16 protein-coding genes and 3 pseudogenes are annotated in these 23364 nt (G+C 56.6%); 5 read left to right on the forward strand and 14 right to left on the reverse strand.

Features of this window, described 5'->3' with window-relative positions; translation table 11 throughout:
* Nucleotides 1-93: 93 nt before the first annotated feature.
* From QMX91_RS16655 to QMX91_RS16670, 4 genes are read right to left on the reverse strand one after another with little or no spacing between them, the layout of a single operon-like run.
* The gene (locus QMX91_RS16655) at nucleotides 94-1179 is read right to left on the reverse strand and encodes a polyamine ABC transporter substrate-binding protein (protein ID WP_282413064.1); all 1086 of its coding nucleotides are present in this window, start codon (nucleotides 1177-1179) and stop codon (nucleotides 94-96) included.
* A 56-nt stretch (nucleotides 1180-1235) separates the two neighbouring features.
* Nucleotides 1236-1580, reverse strand: coding sequence for a cupin domain-containing protein (locus QMX91_RS16660; protein ID WP_139053934.1), 345 nt, complete (start codon nucleotides 1578-1580; stop codon nucleotides 1236-1238).
* A 31-nt stretch (nucleotides 1581-1611) separates the two neighbouring features.
* Nucleotides 1612-3018 carry an FAD-dependent oxidoreductase gene (locus QMX91_RS16665; protein ID WP_282413065.1) on the reverse strand — a complete coding sequence of 469 codons (1407 nt, stop codon included), beginning with the start codon at nucleotides 3016-3018 and terminating at the stop codon, nucleotides 1612-1614.
* A gap of 52 nt (nucleotides 3019-3070) precedes the next feature.
* Nucleotides 3071-3886 carry a helix-turn-helix domain-containing protein gene (locus QMX91_RS16670; RefSeq protein WP_134786454.1) on the reverse strand — a complete coding sequence of 272 codons (816 nt, stop codon included), beginning with the start codon at nucleotides 3884-3886 and terminating at the stop codon, nucleotides 3071-3073.
* Between the two features lie 263 nt (nucleotides 3887-4149).
* Here QMX91_RS16670 and QMX91_RS16675 point away from each other — a divergent pair, with 263 nt between their 5' ends.
* The gene (locus QMX91_RS16675; protein ID WP_025109621.1) at nucleotides 4150-4422 is read left to right on the forward strand and encodes a DUF1652 domain-containing protein; all 273 of its coding nucleotides are present in this window, start codon (nucleotides 4150-4152) and stop codon (nucleotides 4420-4422) included.
* Nucleotides 4423-4481: 59 nt separating this feature from the next.
* On the opposite strand, the gene QMX91_RS16680 is transcribed toward QMX91_RS16675, so the two are convergent.
* Complete coding sequence (locus tag QMX91_RS16680) at nucleotides 4482-6956, reverse strand: UvrD-helicase domain-containing protein (protein WP_282413066.1); 2475 nt, start codon at nucleotides 6954-6956, stop codon at nucleotides 4482-4484.
* 278 nt (nucleotides 6957-7234) lie between these two features.
* On the opposite strand from QMX91_RS16680, the gene QMX91_RS16685 reads away from it, so the two are divergent.
* On the forward strand, nucleotides 7235-7930 hold the full coding sequence (locus tag QMX91_RS16685; RefSeq protein ID WP_027612774.1) for a pirin family protein: 696 nt from the start codon (nucleotides 7235-7237) through the stop codon (nucleotides 7928-7930).
* Nucleotides 7931-8113: 183 nt separating this feature from the next.
* On the opposite strand, the gene pgm is transcribed toward QMX91_RS16685, so the two are convergent.
* The 4 genes from pgm to QMX91_RS16705 form a co-directional block, all read right to left on the reverse strand.
* Entirely contained in the window at nucleotides 8114-9760 is a 1647-nt protein-coding gene (gene pgm, locus QMX91_RS16690) for a phosphoglucomutase (alpha-D-glucose-1,6-bisphosphate-dependent) (protein WP_282413067.1), read from the reverse strand.
* Between the two features lie 96 nt (nucleotides 9761-9856).
* Nucleotides 9857-11257 (reverse strand): PLP-dependent aminotransferase family protein, encoded by a 1401-nt coding sequence (locus tag QMX91_RS16695; protein ID WP_139053930.1) that lies wholly within the window; start codon nucleotides 11255-11257, stop codon nucleotides 9857-9859.
* A 48-nt stretch (nucleotides 11258-11305) separates the two neighbouring features.
* Nucleotides 11306-12775, reverse strand: a complete 1470-nt coding sequence (locus QMX91_RS16700) for a hypothetical protein (RefSeq protein WP_282413068.1) — start codon at nucleotides 12773-12775, stop codon at nucleotides 11306-11308.
* Between the two features lie 548 nt (nucleotides 12776-13323).
* Nucleotides 13324-14346: a zinc-dependent alcohol dehydrogenase family protein gene (locus tag QMX91_RS16705; RefSeq protein ID WP_027612770.1), complete on the reverse strand. Its 1023-nt coding sequence runs from the start codon at nucleotides 14344-14346 to the stop codon at nucleotides 13324-13326.
* Between the two features lie 269 nt (nucleotides 14347-14615).
* Between QMX91_RS16705 and QMX91_RS16710 the strand changes: the two genes are divergently transcribed.
* Together QMX91_RS16710 and QMX91_RS16715 are read left to right on the forward strand one after the other, a co-directional pair.
* On the forward strand, nucleotides 14616-15530 hold the full coding sequence (locus tag QMX91_RS16710; RefSeq protein ID WP_027612769.1) for a LysR family transcriptional regulator: 915 nt from the start codon (nucleotides 14616-14618) through the stop codon (nucleotides 15528-15530).
* A 153-nt stretch (nucleotides 15531-15683) separates the two neighbouring features.
* A complete protein-coding gene (locus QMX91_RS16715; RefSeq protein WP_221731808.1) occupies nucleotides 15684-16952 on the forward strand; it encodes a site-specific integrase in 1269 nt (422 codons plus the stop codon).
* 107 nt (nucleotides 16953-17059) lie between these two features.
* Here QMX91_RS16715 and QMX91_RS16720 read toward each other — a convergent pair.
* Nucleotides 17060-17487: pseudogene (locus tag QMX91_RS16720) on the reverse strand (transposase); the annotation flags it as partial.
* A 216-nt stretch (nucleotides 17488-17703) separates the two neighbouring features.
* The gene (locus tag QMX91_RS16725) at nucleotides 17704-19326 is read right to left on the reverse strand and encodes a methyl-accepting chemotaxis protein (RefSeq protein WP_221731809.1); all 1623 of its coding nucleotides are present in this window, start codon (nucleotides 19324-19326) and stop codon (nucleotides 17704-17706) included.
* 305 nt (nucleotides 19327-19631) lie between these two features.
* On the opposite strand from QMX91_RS16725, the pseudogene QMX91_RS16730 reads away from it, so the two are divergent.
* Nucleotides 19632-20039 (forward strand): annotated as a pseudogene (locus tag QMX91_RS16730) (transposase); the annotation flags it as partial.
* Nucleotides 20040-20283: 244 nt separating this feature from the next.
* On the opposite strand, the gene QMX91_RS16735 reads toward QMX91_RS16730, so the two are convergent.
* The 3 genes and pseudogenes from QMX91_RS16735 to QMX91_RS16745 all read right to left on the reverse strand — a co-directional run.
* Nucleotides 20284-20985 (reverse strand): response regulator transcription factor, encoded by a 702-nt coding sequence (locus QMX91_RS16735; RefSeq protein ID WP_221731810.1) that lies wholly within the window; start codon nucleotides 20983-20985, stop codon nucleotides 20284-20286.
* 827 nt (nucleotides 20986-21812) lie between these two features.
* Complete coding sequence (locus QMX91_RS16740; RefSeq protein WP_153338233.1) at nucleotides 21813-22238, reverse strand: potassium channel family protein; 426 nt, start codon at nucleotides 22236-22238, stop codon at nucleotides 21813-21815.
* Nucleotides 22239-22854: 616 nt separating this feature from the next.
* Nucleotides 22855-23364: pseudogene (locus tag QMX91_RS16745) on the reverse strand (transporter); the annotation flags it as partial.

Genomic DNA, 23364 nt, shown 5'->3' on the forward strand with positions numbered 1-23364 from the left:
GGCTTGCTCGCGAATGCGGCTTATCAATCAACATAATTGCTGACTGAACGGACGCATTCGCGAGCAAGCCCGCTCCCACAGGAATGAAGTGAATCAACTACCCGTTCGGATCTTGTTCCACACCCGTGTGCGGATCCGGTCAATGTTCAGCGGCATTGCCTCCAGCGCAAACAGCTTGCCCATCATCTCCGGGCTCGGATAGACCTTGGTGTCACCCTTGATTGCCGGATCGATCAGGCTGTCAGCCTGCTGGTTGCCATTGGCGTAGTGCACGTAATTGCTGATGCCGGCCATCACGTCCGGGCGCAGCAGGTAGTTCATGAACGCGTAACCGGCCTTCTCGTCCGGCGCATCGGCGGGCATGGCGACCATGTCGAACCAGATGGCGGCGCCTTCCTTGGGAATTGCATAGCCGATGTCGATACCGTTCTTCGCTTCCTTGGCGCGGTTTTCCGCCTGCAGGATGTCACCGGAGAAACCGACCGCCACGCAGATATCGCCATTGGCCAGGTCGCTGGTGTACTTCGAGGAATGGAAGTAGCTGACATACGGCCGCACTTTCATCAGCAATGCTTCGGCTTTCTTGTAATCCTCGGGGTTCTTGCTGTGGGGCGGCAAGCCCAGGTAGTTGAGGGCTGCCGGCAGCAATTCCGGGCCGTTATCGAGGATCGCCACGCCGCACTTCTGCAGTTTTTCCATGTATTCGGGCTTGAAGATCAGATCCCAGGAATCCACTGGCGCGTTATCACCCAGCACCGCCTTGACCTTGGCGACGTTGTAGCCGATGCCGGTGCTGCCCCACAGATACGGAAAGCCGTGCTCGTTGTTCGGGTCGTTGACCTGCAAGGCCTTGAGCAACACCGGGTTGAGGTTCTTCCAGTTCGGCAACTGGCTCTTGTCGAGCTTCTTCAGTGCCCCGCCCTGGATCTGCCGCGCCATGAAATGGTTGGACGGGAACACCACGTCATAACCGGATTTGCCGGTCATCAACTTGCCGTCGAGGGTTTCGTTGCTGTCGTAGACGTCATAGGTGACGCCGATGCCGGTGTCCTTCTGGAAGTTTTTCGTGGTGTCCGGCGCGATGTAGTCCGACCAGTTGTAAATTTTCACCGCTTCGGCGGCATGACTAATGGAGGCGGCCAGCAGCAGCGGCGCCAGAGCGAGGGTTTTCTGGATCACGGGGTCGATTCCTGTAGTGGCTATTTTTGTTGGCAGGCAATCAAAGGATCAAACAATCAGAAAATAAGGACGTAGCTCTTGCGCACGGTCTCCTGGATATCCCAGATGCCGAGCGTGTTGGCCGGCAACATCAGTGCGTCGCCACCTTGTATGTGCAGGGTTTCGCTGCCGTCGTCCGGGGTGAACGTGCAACGCCCGGAGATGAAGTGGCAGAACTCCTGTGCGGTGATCTGCCGGCGCCAGCGCCCCGGGGTGCATTCCCAGACGCCGGTTTCGACGCCATCGTCGCGCTCGACGCTGGTGGTCGAGGCAATGGCGACCGGCTCGCCGAGTGGCACGGCGACCGGGCTGGATTCGTCCAGTTGCAGGCTGGCGGTGTTCTTGAACTGCGTAATGCTCATGGTGGGACCTGTCTTGTGAAGAAAACGGCGGTTAGTGCATGAAACCTTCCATGAAGCCCGCGACCTGACTGGCCAGCTTGCGCCGCCACGGGGCGCTGGCCGGGTTGGCCAGGGTCTGGTCTTCGTGGACGAAACTTTTGATGATCGCGTTGTAGCCAAGCCAGCGGCACGGCTCCGGCTCCCAGGCGCACAGCGCATGAATTCCGCCGTCCGGCAGCACCCACGGCTGATGCACCAGTTCGGTATCGCGCTCGAGAATCAGATCGGCCAGGGTGCGGCCGCCGAGATTGCTGGCACCCACACCCTCCCCGCCATAACCGCCGGACAACGCGATACCATTGGCGCGATCGCAGAGCATGTGCGGCTTGAAGTGCCGGGACATGCCGAGGTTGCCGCCCCAGGCGTGGGTGATCTGCACGTTTTTCAGCTGTGGGAACAGTTCGCCGAACAGATAGCGGCGCAGCTCGACTTCATCACGGGTCAGATCGAAGTTGTGGCGCAGTTTGCCGGCGAACTGGTAACCGCCGCGGGCGCCGAAGATCAGGCGATTGTCGGCACTGCGCTGGCCATAAGTGACCTGACGGCTGAACTCACTGAAGGCCTGGCCACGGTTGAGGCCGATTTCATCCCAGGTCGCTGCCGACAACGGCTCGGTGGCAACAATCAGACTCTGCACCGGCAACTGATAGCGACCCAGCGGTGGGAGCGTGACCGAATAGCCTTCGACCGCCGGCACAATCCAGCGACTGCGCACACTGGCCCTGGCCGTGCGCAAACTGCCGGACTGCCAATGGGTGACTGGGCTGTTTTCATAGATCTTCACGCCCATGCTCTGCACGGTGCGCGCCAGACCGCGCACCAGTTTCGCCGGGTGAATGGTCGCCACGTGCGGCGCATAAATGCCGCCGTAGGGTTTCGCCACACGAATCTGTTGCGCCAGTTGCTCGGGGTTCAGCCAGCGGTAATCGTTGTCGGTCAGGCCTTGGGCGTGCAGTTTGTCGAGGTATTCGCGCAGGCTGGCTTCCTGCTCCGGGTAACGGGCGGCGCAGTACAGCACCCCGCCTTTTCGGTAATCGCAGTGGATGCCCTCACGTTCGAGGACAACTTCCACTTCATCCGGAATGCTGTGCAGCAGATCAAACGATGCGCGGCGTTGTTGTGGCGAGAGGCCGGCGAGCAGTCGATCCTCGCCCAGCAGGTTACCCATCAGCCAGCCGCCATTGCGCCCGGACGCGCCGAAACCGGCGGTTTGCGCCTCGACGATGGCGATATCGAGACCGGGGGCGAGTTTTTTCAGGTAGTACGCGGTCCACAACCCGGTATAACCGGCGCCGATGATCGCCACGTCGACATCCAGATCCTGCTCCAGCGCCGGCCGCGCAATCAGCGGCTCGTCGAGTTGATCCATCCACAAACTGATAGTGCGCCACGCCGGCATGCAAGACTCCGCCACTGAAAACCTTCGATGGCGTCGATCCTAGTGTGTGACTTCAATCACTGTCTTGCGCGCGTGCCCGCAAAGAAATTTGTTTGGCGTAGGCCTTCGGCGACTGGCCGGTGTGTTGGCGGAAACAACTGTAGAACGCTGACAGCGAGTTGAAACCGGCAGCAAACGCCAGCTCATCGATGCGCAGCGGTGGCGTGGCCTGATCCAGCGATTTGAGCAAGTGCTGCAAGCGTGCCTGGTTGACGTAGCGATAGAAGCTTTGGCCGAGCACCTGATTGAGCAGGTAGGAAATCTGATTGCGGCTGTAGCCGCACTCCTTCGCCACCCGTTGCAGATCCAGTTCCGGATCGAGATACGGTTGCTGGCGTTCGAAATATTGCTGCAGATCCTCGGCCATGAAACTGATCTGGCGCGGCGACAGCCCCAAGCGACTGACCGCCGGGCGCTGACTGGGTGCGACAGCGCCGTTGGTTTGCGTGCGGACCAGCGAGGCGTATTCGTTGACCCGCCAGATCAGGCCGTCCTTGACCGTGATCGCTTCGCTGGATCGGAACGACACCAGCCCGTCGCCACCGCGCAAAGTCACTTCGTATTGAATGAACGCGGTGTTGCCATCCACGCGAATCCGGTCGCAATGCTCGAGCGCTTCGTCGGATTCTCGCGGCATGCTCACGCGCACGTACTCACGCAATTCGTCGAGGCCCAGGACCCGGTTCTGAAAGAAATCGTTGTATTGGACGTCCGGGTGATACAGCGCCATGACGCTGTCCAGATCGCGGTGCTTCCAGCTCAGGTGGTAGCGCATGACCGTGGCGGCCGTGGCCGGGGTCTGTTCGGGGCCGTCATCGTCGGCGTGCATAAAGGGCTCGGCGCAAAAGAACCGAGCTTGCCCAAGTTCGACAAAACGATCAACGAGCAAACCGTAGTGGCCATTTGGCGATGACTGATCCCGACGTGACTTACATCAAAAAACGCGCAGCAATCGCAAAATGAACTGAAAAATCTCACGGAAAATTCACACGCGGGTGCTACTTTTAACGTCACTGACCGGTTGAGCCAATGAAGGCTCTTCCCACCTAACATGAGCAAAAGGAAGCGCTCGATGAAGAAGGCGGGCAACACATGAATAAAGGCTCCAGTAAAGTCACGTTTCCCAATGCGTGCCAACTGATGCGTTGGCACTTTCATCCCATGGGTTTTGAGGCAACGATGGATGCGCCGGGCAGCATGATTGCCCGTCTGTTTGATCGTGCCAGCGGTGAAACCATGATCGCCATCGCCGGTATTCCTTGTGCGACGGTGATGAACGCGGCCGATGTCGAGCGCATCATTGAGGCTGTGGAAGACGAACTGGAGGCTTTCATTCCTCCGGAATCTCTCAAGAGTTACGCATAAACTATTGTTTTATATAAAAAAGCCCGCCAATTCAGGCGGGCTTTTTTTGTGCTTGCGTGCTACGCGTTTTGCGGCTGTTTTCGGTGATCGACGAAGTATGCCTTGCCTTGGGCAACCCGATCGGACGCCCTTGGCATGTTCACCGCCTGGGTATCCTGCGGCTCGACGTACCAGTAGCAATGGCTGACCGCCCGGGTGATACCAACGTAGGCCAGCCGCAGAATCTCGTCCTTCTGCGCCGTGTCATAAGGCTCACTGTCGCCAGCCTTGCCCAAGCCGGCCATGCGATACACCTGATTCTTGTAGGGCGAACTGGTCAGGTGCTGGCAGTCACCGAGCAGGAACACCGCATCAGCCTGCAGCCCCTTGGCGCTGTGGTAAGTCAGCTGTTTCAGCCGTCGCGCTTCGTACGGCAAGCTCGAATCAACATTAACTACAGGCTGAATATGCTGCTCTATCAATAACTTATCGCTGCTTTTTCGATAGAGCATCAAGATCGAATCGCCACGATTGTAATGTTCAGCCAGGCGCTGTCCCAAGGCCTGATCATCGCGCTCCAGCACATTGACTGGCTGCAATGCCTTGGGAGCACCGCTGGCCTTGGCCTTCTTGCCGGGGATTGCCGGCGCGGCGCGGACGATGTGTTCGGCAGCATCGATGATGTGCTGATGGCTGCGATAGTTGTCACTGAGCATCACCCGCGTGGTGCTCGGTGACGGGAATTCCTTGTTGAACTCCATGAAGTAACTCGGCGAACTGCCGCGCCAGCCGTAGATCGACTGCCAATCGTCGCCGACACACAGCAACGAAGAACGCTGCGCACCCCGCCCGACATGCATGGCCGGGCCGCGACTGCGGATTTCCGCCAGGCTGGCGCGGATCCACGAGACGATTTGCGGCGATACGTCCTGAAACTCGTCGATCATCAGGTGCGACATCGGTCGCAGCAGCTCATCGCTGAGCAACTTGAGGTTCTCCGGCGAATGTTCGCTGAACAGCGCGAACATTCGGTTGTAGGTCATCACCGGCGGCTTCTGATCGAGCAAATGATCTTCCAGGGCACGCCAGAACAGGCTCAGCGCCTCAAAGAAGAATCGGTCCGGGTCGTCTTTGGCAAAACTCATGCGGCCGACGGCATCCGGCACGTCCAGCCCAAGGTTTTCGATAAAGCCGGCCGCCGCAACAAAACAGTCCAGTAACGGCGCCGAAACCAGTTCACCTTTGACCTTGTAATCGAACCCCGGACCGGCGCTCGCATCGCCAGCCAACGTCGACAGAACCCGCTTTGACATTTCATAGCTATCCAGCCAAATCAATGGCTTACGACAGAAAGCTTGAAACAGGGTGCGCTTCACAGCCCATTCAGCACGCACGCTAAGTTTGGCGTTTGGACGGCAGATTTGCGGGTTTTCCCGGGGATCGAAGCCGAGCACCACCCAGGTATCGAGGCTAGGAATGTACCCGTGGCAGTGAAAGGTCGAACCGTTGATCTCGAACGTCTGCCGGCTGGGCTCAATGCCCTTGATCGGCCAGGCACCGGCGCGAAACCACAGGTCTTCGATGGCATCGCACAGTTCTTCGTCGCGTTTGGCTGCCAGTTCGGTCACCGCCATGCGCTTCTGCACGTCCGGGTGATCGCGCTCAAGCTCCTTGAGCTGCAAGGCAGCCTTGGCCAGTGGTTGAATCAACTGGCGGAAACGTTGGTCCTGATTGAATAACCGGTGGTAGCACGCGTTGAGCTGCTGGCGCTGGGCATCGTTGATTCGCAGATCGAACGGGTTGCTGTCGACCTCCTCGTCAGCGCCTTGTGGCCGATTGCTTAGATTTTCAAAAGCCTGCAAGCGTTCGAACCCCGGCAGGCTGCGTACCATCGGCAAAATGCGTGAGTGAAAGGTGCGCACCAGATCCCGCGCGTGTTTCAGGCTCAATGGCCGCCCCCAGAGCGCGAACATCTCGATCAGCTTATTGATGAAATCCTTGCGCGACTCGCGGGTGAAGGTCACCACGGTCATTGAATCCAGCTCAAAGCCCAGATAATGCGTGAGCAGCAGAATACGTAGAACCAGCGTGGTCGACTTGCCTGCCCCGGCCCCGGCGATCACTGAGGTCGAGGGAGTGTCACTGAAAATCATCTTCCATTGAGCGAGGCTTGGCTGGGCATGCGCGGGCAACAGGCGCGCCACATCGGCTTTCATGCGCTTCTTCAGCTCGGCGCTGAGTGGCAGACGCCAGTCGTCGAACAGATGATTATCGACGCTCGGCGGACGATGCTCGGTGCTGCGACTGTCACGAATCAACAGCACCTGCCGGCCTTCTTCCAGGCCTTCGAGTTTCCCCTCCTTGAAGCCGTACTCCACGCCAGCGGTGTGTCCGCTGCGAAAACCGTCCGCCTGGCCGTGCAGCCACGACGCACGGTGTTGAGCGCGCAAGCGTGTCAGGCCATGGCCGAAGAAACGTGCGGCGAGACGCTTGAACCATGGCATCTCGGCCAATGGACGAAGTTCGGGAGGAAGATCGGGAGTGTGTTGCGCCACGCTGAGGGGCTCCAGTGTGTGAGGCTGTTGGGGGCTATGGTGGCTTTATTTGCTCATGAGTTCTAGCGAAATGCTTACAGCTCATTGGTTTAGGCGATGAACTGAAAGTTGCGTGAGATTATTTTGAGCCGGTTTCCCATCAACGGATTCGATGAGAATGCCGCACTTTTTACGCTTTTTCTCGATGGTTGACTGATGGATGATGCCCGTCATAACCGACGGTCTCGCTTCATGGCTTTGGCGTTACGCCCCATGACGAACCTTTTCAGGAGACGATCATGCTTGAACTCAGACCTTTCAATACGCTGGGCGGCGCTCACCACGGCTGGTTGGATGCCCATCACCACTTTTCGTTCGCCGAATACTACGATCCGCAACGCATGAATTGGGGCAATCTGCGGGTGTGGAATGATGACGTGATCGCCGCCGGCACCGGATTTCCGCTGCACCCGCACCGCGACATGGAAATCATCACCTACGTGCGTGAAGGTGCGATTACTCACCAGGACAACCTGGGCAACAAGGGCCGCACTGAAGCAGGCGACGTGCAGGTCATGAGCGCCGGCACCGGCATCGCACACAGCGAGTACAACCTGGAAGACAAAGAGACCCGAATCTTCCAGATCTGGATTCTGCCGACGGAAACTGGCGCGCCACCTTCATGGGGCGCTAAACCTTTCCCCAAAGGCCAGCGCGAAGGCTTCGTGACCCTCGCCAGCGGCAAGGACGGCGACGATCAGAGCCTGCGCATTCGCGGTGATGCGCGGTTGGTCGCGGCCAACCTCAAGGCCGGCGAAACAGCTGAATATCAGTTGGATGCCGGTCGTCGAGCGTATCTGGTACCCGCCACCGGTCTGATTGAAGTCAATGGCTTGCGCGCACAAGCTCGAGACGGTGTTGCCGTCGAGCATGAGTCAATACTGACTGTGACGGCGCTCGAAGACAGCGAAATCGTGTTGGTGGATCTGGCTTGATCACCTGATATGCAGGTAAAAAAAGGGGCGACCGTCATGGTCGCCCCTTTTTTGCAGCTTTTGTGGCGAGGGGATTCATCCCCGATAGGCCGCAAAGCGGCCTTCTTTTCAATGGAGCGAACTGCTACGCGGTCCATCGGGGATAAATCCCCTCACCACAGGAAGAACTCACCTCCCTGAAGATCACTTGGTGCTGATTGCGCCATCCACCAGCGTTTGCGCTTCAGCCACCAGTTGCTTGAGGTGGTCATCGCCAATGAAGCTTTCGGCGTAGATCTTGTAGATGTCTTCGGTGCCCGAAGGACGTGCGGCGAACCAGCCGTTTTCGGTCATCACCTTCAGACCACCAATGGCCTGATCGTTGCCCGGCGCATGGCTGAGAATGCTCTGAATCTTCTCGCCTGCCAGTTCGGTCGACGTTACTTGCTCCGGCGACAGTTTGCTCAACAGCGCTTTCTGCTCAGGGTTGGCCTTGGCGTCTACGCGCACCGAGAACGGCTCGCCCAGTTCATCGGTCAGGGCGCGATAAGCCTGGCTTGGATCACGCCCGGTACGAGCAGTCATTTCCGCCGCCAACAACGCCGGAATCAGGCCGTCCTTGTCGGTGCTCCACACGCCGCCATCCTTGCGCAGGAACGAAGCGCCAGCGCTTTCTTCGCCACCAAAACCCAGCGAGCCATCGAACAGGCCATCGGCGAACCATTTGAAGCCGACCGGCACTTCGTACAGACGACGCCCCAGCCGCTTGGCCACACGATCAATCAGACCACTGCTGACCACGGTTTTACCCACGGCGGCGTCGGCGCGCCATTGCGGACGGTTCTGGAACAGGTAGTCGATAGCCACCGCCAGATAGTTGTTCGGTGCCAGCAGACCACCCGACGGGGTGACGATGCCATGGCGATCGTGATCCGGGTCGCAGGCGAAGGCCACGTCGTAACGCTCCTTGAGACCAATCAAACCTTGCATGGCATGGCTGGACGACGGGTCCATACGGATCTGTCCATCCCAGTCGACCGTCATGAAGCGGAAAGTCGGATCGACCTGCTTGTTCACCACATCCAGATCAAGACGGTAATGCTCGGCAATCGCCGACCAGTAGCGCACCCCTGCTCCGCCCAACGGATCTACACCCAGACGCAGCTTGGCGTCACGGATGGCATCGAAGTCGATCACATTGATCAGGTCAGCGACGTAGGTGTTGAGGTAGTCGTGACGGTGGGTGGTGCTGGCCTTGAGCGCCTGCTCGTAGCTGATGCGTTTGACGCCTGCCAGCTTGTTGGCCAGCAGCTCGTTGGCCTTGGCTTCGATCCACTTGGTGATGTGGGTGTCGGCCGGGCCGCCGTTGGTAGGGTTGTATTTGTAGCCCCCGCTTTGTGGCGGATTGTGCGACGGCGTAATCACGATGCCATCGGCCAGGCCCGAAGTGCGGCCACGGTTGTAGCAGAGGATTGCATGCGAAACCGCCGGTGTCGGCGTGTATTCGTCACCTTCGGCGATCATCACGGTCACGCCGTTGGCCGCCAGCACTTCCAGCGCACTGGCCCCGGCCGGGGTCGACAGCGCATGGGTGTCGATACCGACGAACAACGGGCCGTCGATGCCCTGGGCTTCGCGGTACAGGCAGATCGCCTGGCTGATTGCCAGAACGTGCCATTCATTGAAACTCAGGTCGAAGGAGCTGCCGCGATGCCCGGAAGTACCGAACGCAACACGCTGGGTGGCAATCGAAGCGTCCGGTTGGCCGGTGTAATAAGCCGTTACCAGTCGCGGGATGTCGACCAACAATTCTGCTGGTGCCGGTTTGCCCGCAAAAGGACTGATAGTCATGCAAAACCTCTGAAATAGAGTGGTTCAGGAAATACAGCGCAGTTTACTGACAGTTCGACCGCAGCGCGACGGGATCTATCCGACAGATTTCAACGTTCATTCCAGCGGCGCCAAGCGCAACGCCTCTCCCAACCTCTCGAGCGCTCCGCCCAAGCCGCTCTCTCCGTGATCCAGCAGGTTCAGGCGCAGATGCCGACGGTGCAATCCCTGCAAGCTGAACAGTTCGCCCGGCGCAATCAACACCTGTTGCCTGAGCAGGCGCTGAAACACATCGCGCATATCCACCGGCCGCCGTGCCCGCACCCAGACCGTCGCCCCACCTTGTGGCTCGACAACCTGCAACGCTTCGCCCAGACGTTCGCGCAACAAGTCGATCATCGGCGTACGGCGTTCCTTGAGGAGCCGGCGAAGTACGTGCAGATGCTGATCGACCCGACCGTTTCCATACAGCCGGGCAATGGCTTTCTGGCGAACGGGCGACAACCGGAACGAGCGCATCAGAAAATGCCGCTGCATTTCGTGCTTCCATTGGCGCGACAACACGTACCCGTAAGGCGCTTCGATACCGATGAATTTCTCGAACGTGGAGAAGACCAGCAGTCGGTCAGGGTCCAGTTGATCACGCAGACGCTCGACGCCCGTTGCCTCGCCCAGTTCACCGTAGCAGTCGTTTTCCAGCACCCAGGTGCCGTGCTCGCCAAGCAGGCCGGCGATCGCGTTGCGGTTATCCGCTGGAACCTGTGTACCGCGCGGCATGCACAGGCCCGAGGACAGCAGAATCAGCCGCACGTCTTCGGTCTTGAGCAATGTTTCCAGCCGCTGCGGCTCCAGCCCGCCACAGGCCTGCAACGGCAGTTCGATTACACGCACCTCAGCCGCCTGCAGCAACCGCAGTATCACCCAGTCACAGGGCGACTCGACCAGAATGGTTGTGTGCCTGAGCTGCAGAACGGCCACCAGGATCTCCAGCACCCCGCGCATATCCGCGCCGATGTAAACATCCTCGGCGTGCCAGCACTGCTTTGGCGAGGTGGTATAGCGGGCCGCCAGGACGGCGCGTAATTCCAGTTCACCACAAGGCTGGTCGAGCAACGGCGGCTGGCGGGGATACTGGCGCAGCAGCTCACGCTCCAACAACAGCAATGGACTGTCCAGTGACTGCAGCGAAACCGGATCATCAGCATTCAACAAACGCATACCCGGGTGCCGCGCGTTGACATAGAGCGTTTCGAGCAGATCATTGCTCATGGCAGGTGGCGTCCCCCCCGAAACCGCCGTGGCGTAATACCCGGACTTGGCCACCGAATAGATCCGCCCTTCCTTTTCGAGCAACGAGTAAGCGTATTGAATGGTCGAGATCGACACGTTCAAGCGATCTGCCAACTGACGCAGCGATGGCAGCCTTGAATTGCCATCGCAAGCCGACTCGGCCATCAAGCGCATCAGGTATCGATAGACTGCCTGGTAGGCGAAACCGGATTCCCGTGCAGCCTTCATGAGGCGGACACCATAACCGTTGGTGCGCCCAAGGATCGCTCGCTCACTTCATCGTTCCACTGACCGGTCACCCACGCCGGAGCCATCGAGGCCTGCCGCGTCGAGTGCGGTCTCCAGTGTTTGCCGGGCCGCACCGTGCGCTGGCAAGGGTTCCATGGCGTAGAGGTGGCCGATGAGCCGAACCGGTAAACCGCTGACGTCCATCATCCACTGCATTACCTGCTCCGGGCCGTGCAGCCCCTGCATGGCCCGATGCAAATCAGGCAGCGCCACCAACATGCCGGGATGACAGCTGCGCAGAAACCGCTCGAGCCCGGCTCCACGCTCGATGAACGGCGTGAACAGCAGGCAGACCCATTGTGCTTCGTTCAGACCGTAAGTCTGGTGCAGCCAGCTCGCCGCTGCTTCGCGCAGTTCTTCCGTGGTCTGCCGTTGCCCCAATCTTGCGATCATCTGCTCGCAGACCGGTTCCGGCACCCGCTGCAGCTGCATGTTCGCCAGCATGCGCTGGACATGTTCCGAGAACCCCGCTTCATAGCTGCGATCGCTGAGGAACTCGGCTTCCAGGCCGCGTAAATGGGCCTCGATCAAAGGGTCGGCGTATTCGCCCTCACCCTGGTGAAACACCCATTCCTCTGCCTCGAACCCCAGAAACTCGCTCAGTAGCGGCCAGCGTTCTTCAAGATTGCCGACCGCCATGTCATGAATGTCGACAAATGTCGTGCGACGACATGACTCGAAGCCACCCTCGGGACGCCAGCATTGCCGCTCCGATTCGGAGTAAAAACCGCGATACAAATCCCCTCCCAATCCGTCCAGCAAAGCGAACAGCTCATCGAACGTCCCGGAATTCGGCGTCAGCGCCCCGATACCGGCCTTCTGCACGGCCCGGTCCAGGTCTTCGACAAACTGCTTCTGACGACGCGGCGATTCGCTGGCCAGCCAGGCATCCACGCCGTTACTCCAGCGAGCAATCTGGCCGTAAAATTCGGCCCAGGCCAGGCAGGCGTCGTCCCGCCACTCAAGCTTCTCGCCCCTGGCACGTCGATGCCCCATCATCAGCAGATTGGTGCGATGGGCGTCCGCGCTGTCCATTCCGAGTGGCGCCAGATGGTTGAACGGCAACACTTGTCGATGTTCCACCATGAGCAACTCGACACGGGGGTCGTCATACAGAAACAAGGCAGCGAAGCTGCGGTGCATGTTGTTCAGCGCCGCCGTCCCCGATTCGCTGCGGCGCAAGGTGGCCACACGTAACTGGAACGTGGCGGGGGCGCGGCCGGCAATACTCAACTGGGCGGCGCGCAGCAGCGCCAGCATGTAGCAACTGTCACGGGTACCGGATGGCGTCACCATGACCTTGTATTCACCCATGCGCTCCATTCCGCCGGCGGCGACCACCAGACGCTGGATCAGCAACTGCAGCGCTGTGCGCTCGGCTCTGGAAAAGAAACTCAGCAGGCGTTGCAATACTTGCTGGTAGACATAGTTCATTGCCTGATCATGAATCGTGCTCATCAGTACTTCACCCGGCATAAAAAATTCATATCGCGCATCAGCGATGACGCTGGCGCAATAAATTCATCAATAAGTAATAGACGATCAAATACTAACACTTATGATTTTGAAGTTATTTGAAACACTTGACGCAAGGAAGTCAGCAACCCCACCGCCTCAGACAACGTAAACCCCCGTCAGCATTGAGTTTTTTCTGATCAGAAAATATCTGAGGAAACTTCTTACAGCGTCCCACGAACATTGAGTACAACAAAAGCAGAACAACAATAGGAAATGCCCTACAGTCATTAAACAAAAACCGCTATATCCCCCATGAGGGGAAACGTTAAACGCGAAATGAAAAACAGAATGCACAGACATGGCTCATTCCTTGAGATGAAAGTAATCATTCAATTATCAGGGCTTATATGGCGAATAGAAGATACAGATGGCAGACAAAAACCGGTTCAGATGCACAACCGGCCACGCACCATGCTTGGTCTGTCTGATTATTTGCGAGAGGTAAAAACGCAAGAGTCCGTGGGGCCACGGACTCTGTTCGGAGGGCGTTACGCGGGTTCGACCTGAAGGGCGACCCGTTCGCGGCATGGGCATTCGTCCATGTAGCGATGTGCTTCGACGAACTCGTTGAACGGGAAGACCCGGGTCTTGAGCGGCAGCAGCACACGGTCGGCCGTCAGCTGATTGATATCACGCAGGGCACGCTGCAAGGCGACTTGATCCTGAACAATGCCCAACTCGGGTTTACCAGTGAAATTACCGATGCAGTGCACAAAGAACTGGATGTTTTTCTGGAACGCCGCACAGGCCGGAAATGGTGTCTGGTTGCCACCCTGAAGACCATACAGGACCAGGCTGCCACGCGGTGCGAGGACATCGCCGAGCAACGACATCTGCGGGCCGCCAAGACCGTCGAACACCACATCGACACCACGGTTGTCGGTGATCTTGTTGATTCGCATCAACAAGTCTTCTTCCTCGGTGACGATGACTTTCTCGGCACCCAGCGACAGCAGGTACTCACGCTCATCAGCGGTTTTCGTCGCGGCAATCACCCGCACACCCATGGCCTTGCCCAACTGGACAAAGGACGGACCGGCGCAATGGCTGGCATCAGTGACCAAGGCAAACTGCCCTGGTTTGACCCGCGCCAGATCGGCGTAGGCGAAGTAGGCGATCAACAACGGCGTGTAATGCACGCTGGCCTCAACCGGGCTGAGCACATCCGGATAACGGGTCAGCGCGGTACGTGGCAGCACGATCTGCTCGCCATACACCGGGTAATCGTTCGGGCTTTCGGCCGGGAAACTGGCCACCTTGTCGCCGACCGACAGATCGTCCACACCGTCACCGACGGCGGTCACCACACCGGCCATTTCATGGCCGAGACCGGACGGCAGGCGTGCCTGGGACGAGGCCAGGTTCTGACGCCAGAGAATGTCGTACCAGCTGATGCCGATCGCCTCGACACGCACCTGCACTTCGCCAGGACCTGGCTGAGCGGCCGCATGCTCTTCGCATTTGAGCACCTCGGCCGGACCAAACTTGTGAAAACGGATCGTGCGGGACATCGCAAACCTCGTCAAAGTAACCTCTAATGCCCTGAACTCTATCTGGGCTTTTGACCCAAGACTATCAGTGGCTATTAATAGTCGACATGCCTGTCATTGATTCCGCAGTATGGACGGCATTGGCAAAATCGATGAAAAAATGCCGCCACCGGCTCAGTAAAGCTGAATTTAGCGGTGCAGAGTACCAGCCTTTCCCCGTAATATTCATGCCGGCCATTGTTCTCATATGGTCGCTCTCGTCAAGCTTGATGACTCTGCCAGGACTCCAGATGAATCGTAATGACCTGCGTCGTGTCGACCTGAACCTGTTGATCGTATTCGAAACATTGATGCACGAACGCAGCGTGACCCGCGCCGCCGAGAAGCTGTTTCTTGGCCAGCCGGCGATCAGTGCGGCGCTATCACGGCTGCGCAGCCTGTTCGATGACCCGTTGTTCGTGCGCACCGGACGCAGCATGGAACCGTCCGCCCGCGCGGTGGAAATCTTCGCCCTGCTCTCCCCGGCGCTCGACTCGATTTCAACGGCTGTCAGCCGCGCGGCGGAATTCGACCCCGCCACCAGCACTTCGGTATTTCGCATCGGCCTGTCCGACGACGTCGAATTCGCCCTGCTGCCGATGCTGCTCAAACGCCTGCGCGCCGAAGCACCGGGCATCGTCCTCGTCGTGCGCCGAGTCAACTACATATTGATGCCGGGCCTGCTGGCCTCCGGCGAAATCTCCATCGGCGTCAGCTACACCACCGACCTGCCGGCCAACGCCAAGCGCAAGGTGCTGCGCCGCAGCCAGCCGAAACTGCTGCGCGCCGACACCGTGCCCGGCCCGCTTAGTCTGGATGACTACTGCGCGCGTCCGCATGCACTGGTGTCGTTCGCCGGTGACCTCAGTGGCTTTATTGATGAAGAGCTGGAGAAACTCGGGCGCAAGCGCCACGTGGTGCTGGCCGTGCCGCAGTTCAATGGCTTGAGTACGTTGCTCGCTGGCACTGACATTGTTGCGACCGTGCCGGACTACACCGCGGATGCGCTGACGGCTGCCGGCGGTGTGCGGGCGGAGGATCCACCGTTGCCAACGCGTACGTTTGAGCTACATATGGCTTGGCGTGGATCGCAGGATAACGATCCGGGGGAGCGTTGGTTGCGGTCGCGGATTCAGATGTTTTTCGGGGATCCTGAGAGTCTGTAACGGAATTCCACTAAATTCCATAAAACCGTTTAATAACAACAAGTTATTGGCCAATTACGTCCATGGCCGTCTGTCTAAATCCAATGAATTCCACGACCCATGGGGGCATAATTGGGGGCAAATTTCGGTTCCTTAAAAAGGATGCCCCCACAGATGCCCCCAGATAATGCGGTTGTTTTCAAACGAAAACTCAGCGATGCCTTGATCCGCTCACTGACCGAACCTGGCAAACACGCCGATGGCGAAGTTCCTGGCCTCTACTTGGAGGTGAGGGCGTCGAGTAAGGTCGGCAAATCCCCTTCCAAGGTTTGGCGATTGAAGTATCGGCTGCATGGGAAGGAAAACCGCTTCTCGATCGGCGCTTACCCCGACATTAGCCTCAAGGAGGCGCGCGACATTGCCCGCGGCGCACGCCGCGACGTGGCTAACCACACCGCTCCGCTCAAGGCCAAGACCGCCAAGATCGAGGCACAGTTGCTCAATGAAGAGCGCACCTTCGCTTACGTGGCCGAGCAATGGTTGGCATTCAAGTCTGCCGAACTGGTGACCAAATCCATCTCGGGCTTTACCGGAGCGCTGAACAACCACATCTTGCCTGCCATTGGCAAAAAACCGATCAGCGAGATCAAGTTGGAACACATCACTACGATCATCACTGAGTTGCGCCGCCAGCGCACCATGGCCATGGCCCGGCGCGTGCGCACCATCATACGTGCCGTTCTGGGCTTTGCCGAAGGTCGCGGCTGGGTGGAGCGCAACGTGGCGCTCAGCAACATTGAGGAGTTGAAGATTCGCCACATTGTGACCAGCAACCCGGCGATCGAAAGGCCATCCGACCTGGGCAGGTTTCTTCTGCGCCTTGATGACTGCAACGACGGCAGCGTTGCCGCGGCAATGCGCCTGCTGGTCATATTGCCCGTCCGCCCAGGCGAACTGGTGCAGATGCGATGGGAAGATGTCGACTTGGTGGGCGCCGATTGGCGTTATGTGGTGAGCAAGACCAAGCATCTGGACAAGAGCAAACACATCGTGCCGTTGCCTGAGCAAGCCTTGATTCTGTTACGCGAGCTACATAGAACCCGCGTGGTGGATGAAGAAGGCAAAGGCTGGGTGTTCGTCTCGCCGGTCTATCCGGGTCGCCCCATCAATCCGACCTCCATGCTCAAGTCCTTTCAGCGTATCTGGCCGGAGTACAACATTACTGCCCACGGCTTTCGCGCGACCTACAGAACCATTGCCCACGAGCACTTGGGTATCGATCCAATCGTGCTCGAACTTTCGTTATCTCACCGAATGCCGGGTGCGCTCGGGGCAGTGTATGCACGGGCTCAATTGCTGGCGCAACGCCGAGAGGCTGCCCAACAATGGGCGAACTACCTAGATCAGTTGCGTCAAAACGCGGCGCGAATAACCACAGATTGACGATACAGCGAATACAAATCAGGAGATTGTAGCGGGAAACGAGACTCGCATCTAGCGTCCTACCCATTGAAATCTAAGGGGTTTCCCTTCTTGCCGAAGTAGGAAATGATCAAACCCAGCAGTCGCTGGTCGTCTTTGGCGAGTACAGATTGCGGCTCAGACAGCCAGGCGTAATAACCGCTGGGATAGACTTTCAGCGTCAGGCAAAGCCGTCGAATGGAATAGTCGCCCGCGCGCTGCTTGATAAAGGCCTACTTCAGCCGCACTCCTTGGCAAAGTACGCGGCGGCCTTTTTTAAGATGTCTCGCTCTTCAGTGACCCGCTTGAGTTCGGCTCGCAGACGACGCAGTTCAGCGTGCTGATCGTCGTCCTGCTGCCGTTCTTCTTGAGGTTTGCTGTAGCGCTTTATCCAGGCATAGAGGCTATGCGTCGACACGCCGAGACGGGCCGCTACCTCAGCGACAGGCAGCTTCTTTTCGGTCACTTGATTGACTGCTTGGATTTTGAATTCTTCGGGATAACGCGGGTTGCTCATGGCACCTCCTGATTGGCCTCATTTTAAGGCATGGAGGTGTCTACGAAACCCGGGGCGATTCATTTAGTAGATTAAGTATCATCATCGGAAGGTTACACAAATGCTGAGAATCTTTGGTCTGAGCATTTGCCCCGTGTGAGTCTATGACTAAATACGGGGCTCGGTCTTCCAACATGGCAGCTCAGCCTGAAGCCGATCTAACCACTAATGGTCCGGCTAAGCACTCAGACGAGCCGTCACTTCATTTAGCTGCCCTGACAACCCGTGAAGGTTGCGGCTTGCTGCTTCGGTGCGCTGCATGTTGTCCAGGTTGGTACTGGCGATCGTGGTGATTTCGGTGAGGTTGCGCGAGATGTCTTCCGCCACCGAGGTTTGCTCTTCGGCGGCGGTGGCAATTTGGCGGTTCATGTCGCGAATGGCTTCCACGGCATGGGTGATGCGCTCTAGCATCGCTCCAGCCTCATTTACTTGCGCGACACTCTCTTCACTGCGCGACTGGCCACTTTCAATCGCCTGAGCCGCGTCCACCGCGCCGGTTTGCACCGTTTGGATGATTTGGTTGATTTCGATGATCGACGCCGCCGTACGCTGGGCCAGGCTTCGCACTTCGTCGGCCACGACCGCAAAACCGCGTCCGGCTTCACCGGCACGGGCCGCTTCGATCGCCGCGTTAAGCGCCAGCAAATTAGTCTGCTCGGCGATGCCGCGAATCACTTCCAACACCTTGCCGATGCGGCCACTGTCGGTTTCCAGGCGACGGATGACCGTGGCTGTGTTGGCGATCTCGCCACGCATTTGGGTGATGGTGTGAATGGTGCCCCGCATGACTTTTTCGCCCTGCTGCGCGGATTGGTCGGCATCATCCGCGGCGCGTGCGGCATCGGCTGCGTGACGCGCCACTTCCTGGGCGGTGGCGGACATTTCGTTCATCGCCGTAGCCACCTGATCGGTACGGTTGAACTGCTCGTTAGTACCGCTGGCCATGAGACCGGCGATGGCGTTTAACTCGCCACTTGCGCTGTCCAGATCCTTGGCGCTGCGCTGCAAGCGGTTGAAGGTTTCGGCGAGAAAGTCGCGCAAGGTGTTGGCGGCCATGGCCAGTTTGCCCAACTCGTCTTCACGGCTGCTGGCCACGCGTTCGGCAAATTTCCCTTGGCTCAGTTGCGCCACGTAGTCGATCAGCTTGCGGATGGGGTCAACCAAGTTGCGGTTGATCAGCCAAAGGCTCAACAGGCCGATCAACAAACCCGAGGCGAGCATCACGATAATCCCTAGCATCACAGTGCGCTTGGCAGCGGCGCTGATTAGCGTCGATTGCTCGGTGCCTTGCTTGCGCAGTTCGCCGACAAGTTCGCTCATCTGATCGCTGGTGGCACGGTCCACTCCTTTGACGGCGGCGTCGCCTGCGGTGGGGTCTGCACCCGCCGCGATATAGGCGTCGCGACCTTTCTGGTAAGCGCTGCCCAACTGACGGTGTTCGTCACGCAGGCGTTCGATGCGAGTCTTGAGTTGGCCGTCCAGTCCTTTCTGGTTAGCCAGTTCGCCGAGGATCCCCTGTACGTCGCGCTGACGTTCTTCGAATTGCTTCCAATATTTATCCAGGTCTGCCGGCTGCTTGCCCCGTAGTAATACGTTTTTCCATTCCTGAACCTGCACCTTGAATTGCAGGTTGGCCTCGTCGATCAATTGCGAAGTGTGCAGCGGACCTTCGATTAAGTTGGCATAGTTTTGCACGCCGCTGGACAGGAAATGAAAGCATGCTAAAGCAATCAGCAACATCGCTAATAGGCTGCCGCTCAGCAGTGCGAGGATCTGAGTTCTCAGGGATTTTTGCAGCATCGGATGATACTCATGACAGGAATTAGGTGCGCCTGGTTGGGCGTGAAAGACGTCCAAACATCCCTGTCTGCGGTTCCGGTTCGTGGCCGGAACCGTGCAAACTAACAGCTGAGTCATCGGCGTGCCAGAGCGGTTCTTGAGGCGAGCCCGACCGACGGTGCCTTGTAGATTCTCGGTTATCGTCCTCCCCATGATTTCTTTTGGTTTGGAGATCAGATGAATGACAGCTTTTGGCCCAGAGTGTGTAAAAACGCCTTCGCGAACTCTTGCTATGATTTCTGAGGATTTCATCGCAGGGATCGCCCATGAAGCGCTTTATCCAAGGTGAACATCGAGGCCAAGGCACCTTACTTCCCGAGAGCCTCGACGACTACGTCAGCGATACCAATCCGGTGCGGGTAGTCGACGTCTTCGTCGACGAACTCGACCTGGTCAATCTGGGTTTTGAAGGTGCCATTCCAGCTGATACTGGCCGGCCGGCTTACCACCCCGCGATCCTGCTGAAGATCTACATCTACGGCTATCTCAACCGCATCCAGTCGAGCCGACGTTTGGAGCGAGAATCCCAGCTCAACGTCGAACTGATGTGGTTGACCGGGCGTTTGATGCCGGACTTCAAGACCATCGCCAACTTCCGAAAAGACAACAGCAAGGCCATCAGAGGCGTCTGTCGCCAGTTCGTTGTGCTATGTCAGCAATTGGGACTGTTCTCGTATCAGCAGACTTGGGCCGTCATGTATCTATCGTTGTAATCATCTACACGATGCCTGCGTGAGGGTGATTTTCTATTCGTCTAGAACGATTCGACCTCTGAAGTTTAATAGTTTAATGGCGTTCAATACTCAGAAAACTCGTGCCTTGGGGATAAGCGCCGAGATTGCGGTCATGACTAAATCGCGTTAGAGTTAAAGATTTAAGCACCAGTAACAACGTACTATTTTTTGTTGTATCTCTACCCTATCGTCGCTCCAGATTTTTAAATGCTAGACCGTGCTCAGAAAAAACATAGCCTTCTCCTTTAACGGTCTGGATCGGGCTGTAGTTTTTCTCACCGCTTAGTTTTCGACGCAATCGCCCTATGAGCACCTCGATAACATTTGCTGTGGTGTCATAACTATTTGAGTGTAGATGCTTTATTAAAGCGGATTTAGATAGTATAATTGAACTATTACGAACTAGATACTCAAGCAGTCGATATTCAGAGGCGGTTAGCTTGACCGTGACGCCTTCAACATCAACCTGTTTACGATACACATCTAACATTAAAACTCCTGCTTTAATTGTAGGGGGCGACAACTCACAACATCTCCGGACCAAAGCTTTTATTCGTGCATCAAGTTCATCTAGCGTAACGGGGTTTACTAAATAGGCATCCGCACCTGAGTCTAATGCTTGAGCCGCGTCTTGCCAATGTCCTATGTCGGCGAGAATAATTATTGGAAATCGCTTTCCGTGGTTTCGTATATTGTTTACGAATCCATAATGGCTAGATTCTCTCACGCGCTGATTGATTATTATAATTTCATACGCGTTTTTGTTAATTGCGTGCATACCTTGATCGAACCCTAGTACCGTGTCGACACTGTACCCACTAGCTCCTAATTTATTGGGAAGTTCGTTTTGTGGCGAGTTGAAATCTTCAATAATAAGCAATTTCATTGGAGATGCCTCCAGACTCGTTCGAGCCGCTTGTGCTGGCTCATGACAATATATAATTCTTTTCAAGAATTTATTTAGATTGGTTCAATCTTTTATGAAGATATTGGAGAAGATGGATATGCATCCAAACGCCCACCCTTTGCATTGTAAGGTGGAAAATCAGGGGGGGGATGAACGTGTGGCTGCACCTATTTCTGCCATCAGGACATTTATAATATTTTGTATAATCCTATAAGCCGTTCTGGGCTTGTAACTTTTTACATTTTTTTGCGCGAGGAAGCTTTAAGAAACATTAGACCTTATAATTATTTTAAATTTTATCCGAACTACGCTCTGAGCTTCATGAGGATATTTAAGTATCCTATTCAAACTGGTCGAGCCGGCGGCACTCTACTACCTCCGACCTTCACGCTGTTTGTTAGCGCCCTTCGTTATAATGCCTAGTATTCGCAAACATCTGTACTACCCAGTACCTTTCTGGTCAGGTTGAGTGCAAATAGATGATCAGATGGAATACAAACGGGTGGTCAAGTCCACGCAATTAAACAGTCATCTGCATAACGCACCATCTGCATTTTTGGGGCTGTTCATTTTGCATTGTGAAACCTCTTCCCCAGCATCGCTCACAACCGGTTCTTCACCATGCGCGCTAACACAGGGGATATGATTAGGCATCCTCATTCTTGCCCCCGAAAGGCCGCCGAATGCTCAGGCACGCTATTGGTCGATGGTGGAAAAATATCATTTCCCGTTCGTCGAACACGATAAACGCATACCTGAAGCCGCCCAGAGTTTAGGCACAGGTGCTCCCTAGGGATGCAAAGACGCTAATTGTTCTTCCAGTATTTTTGCATTTCTAAAAACAGAAATGAGGCGGTCCATGTGATGAGAACCAGACCGGTCAGAGCCTGCAAGCCCGTCAGAAACTTAAGATTTCCCACGGGAGTGATATCTCCGAAACCTATTGTGGTGTAGGTGATGAAGGAAAAGTACACACAGTCCATGAAAGAGCCATCGAACCGGCCTATCAGACTTCCCCATTCTCCATCGCGCGTCATCAAGTAATAGGTCAGCGCAAAGCACCAGACTTCGATGGCGTGGGCGAACAGGGCGCCCAGCACCCCCACTACCATCTTGAAACGGTTCCACACCCCGAGCTGCGGTAGCCAACTGTTCAGCCGCAACAGGCATTCATAGTGGATGACCACAGCAATGATCACCACCAGCGTATTGATCAGCGTGACCGCCAGCATGAATTATCTCCGTAAGACCGACTGTAATGGATACGGTCAGCCGGGAAGCGCTTGGAGCGTTGATCGGCGTCCTAAGCAGAGGAATCAAGTCGCTCATGATGGCAGTCTCAAGCAAGTTCCTTGGATGCAACATTTAGTGAATGGCGACTAAGAGTTTTAAGTTAGAGCAACAAAAAATCATTAAAATTTACAAATAAGGCTTGAGTCAGCGCTATGAAAAAATTCCTACCTTACAATCAATTTACAAACATTTTAGGCCACATCGAGATGAATCAGATACCCGATTCAGGGTTTTCAGTCGGATAGTAAATAAGCAGTTTCCAACAATGATCATCTGGACTAATCCAAAACCATTTAGGGCTTGCATTAACTCATTAGAGGCTGTTCGTGACGCTACAAATTAAATCTGTCCTGTTGACTACTCCCACCGAAATTACCTGTATCACTGCGTTTGATCGAACCATAAAACCGGCAGCTAACGCCGGATCGTTTTTGCATATTGGTCGGTCAAATATTTCTTCAGTATTTTTCGGCCTATAACAACACTAGACTATTATCCGGCGCGTCCGCACTGGCTGGAGTAGATCGAACGGGATGTGGACCTCCACATACATAATTACCGGGCAAGAACCATCGCAAAATATCCAAAAACCGTCAGCAAAATCCCTGATATCGCATACGCTACCGGGAAACCGATCCACGGCACTGTGCTATCGATTTCCTTGGCTGCTTCGCGCGCAGGCCCCGAATGACTGCGCGCCCCCGCCACACCTCCCATGAGAATCGCCGAGTTGATCTTGAACACATGAAACCCCACAGCCCAGACAATAAAAGGCGGAATCGTGCATGCCACAAACCCGAGCAAAAAGATCTTCAACGCAATGATCGCGCTGATCTGCGAAACCAGATTCGCCCCGGCATTCACCCCCACAATCGCGACGAAAAAAATCAACCCCATGTCCTCGAGGATGTTGCGTGCCGCGTTCGGCGTATTGCCGAAAAACCGCACCCGCGACACCAGCGACGAAACGATAATCCCCGACACCAACAACCCACCCGCATTACCCAGGCCAACCGCTGCTCCGAATGCCGGCACCTGAATCAGGCCGATCAACAACCCCAGGAC

It is taken from the genome of Pseudomonas sp. PS01299 (genome assembly GCF_029960145.1).
Lineage (GTDB): Bacteria > Pseudomonadota > Gammaproteobacteria > Pseudomonadales > Pseudomonadaceae > Aquipseudomonas > Aquipseudomonas putida_A.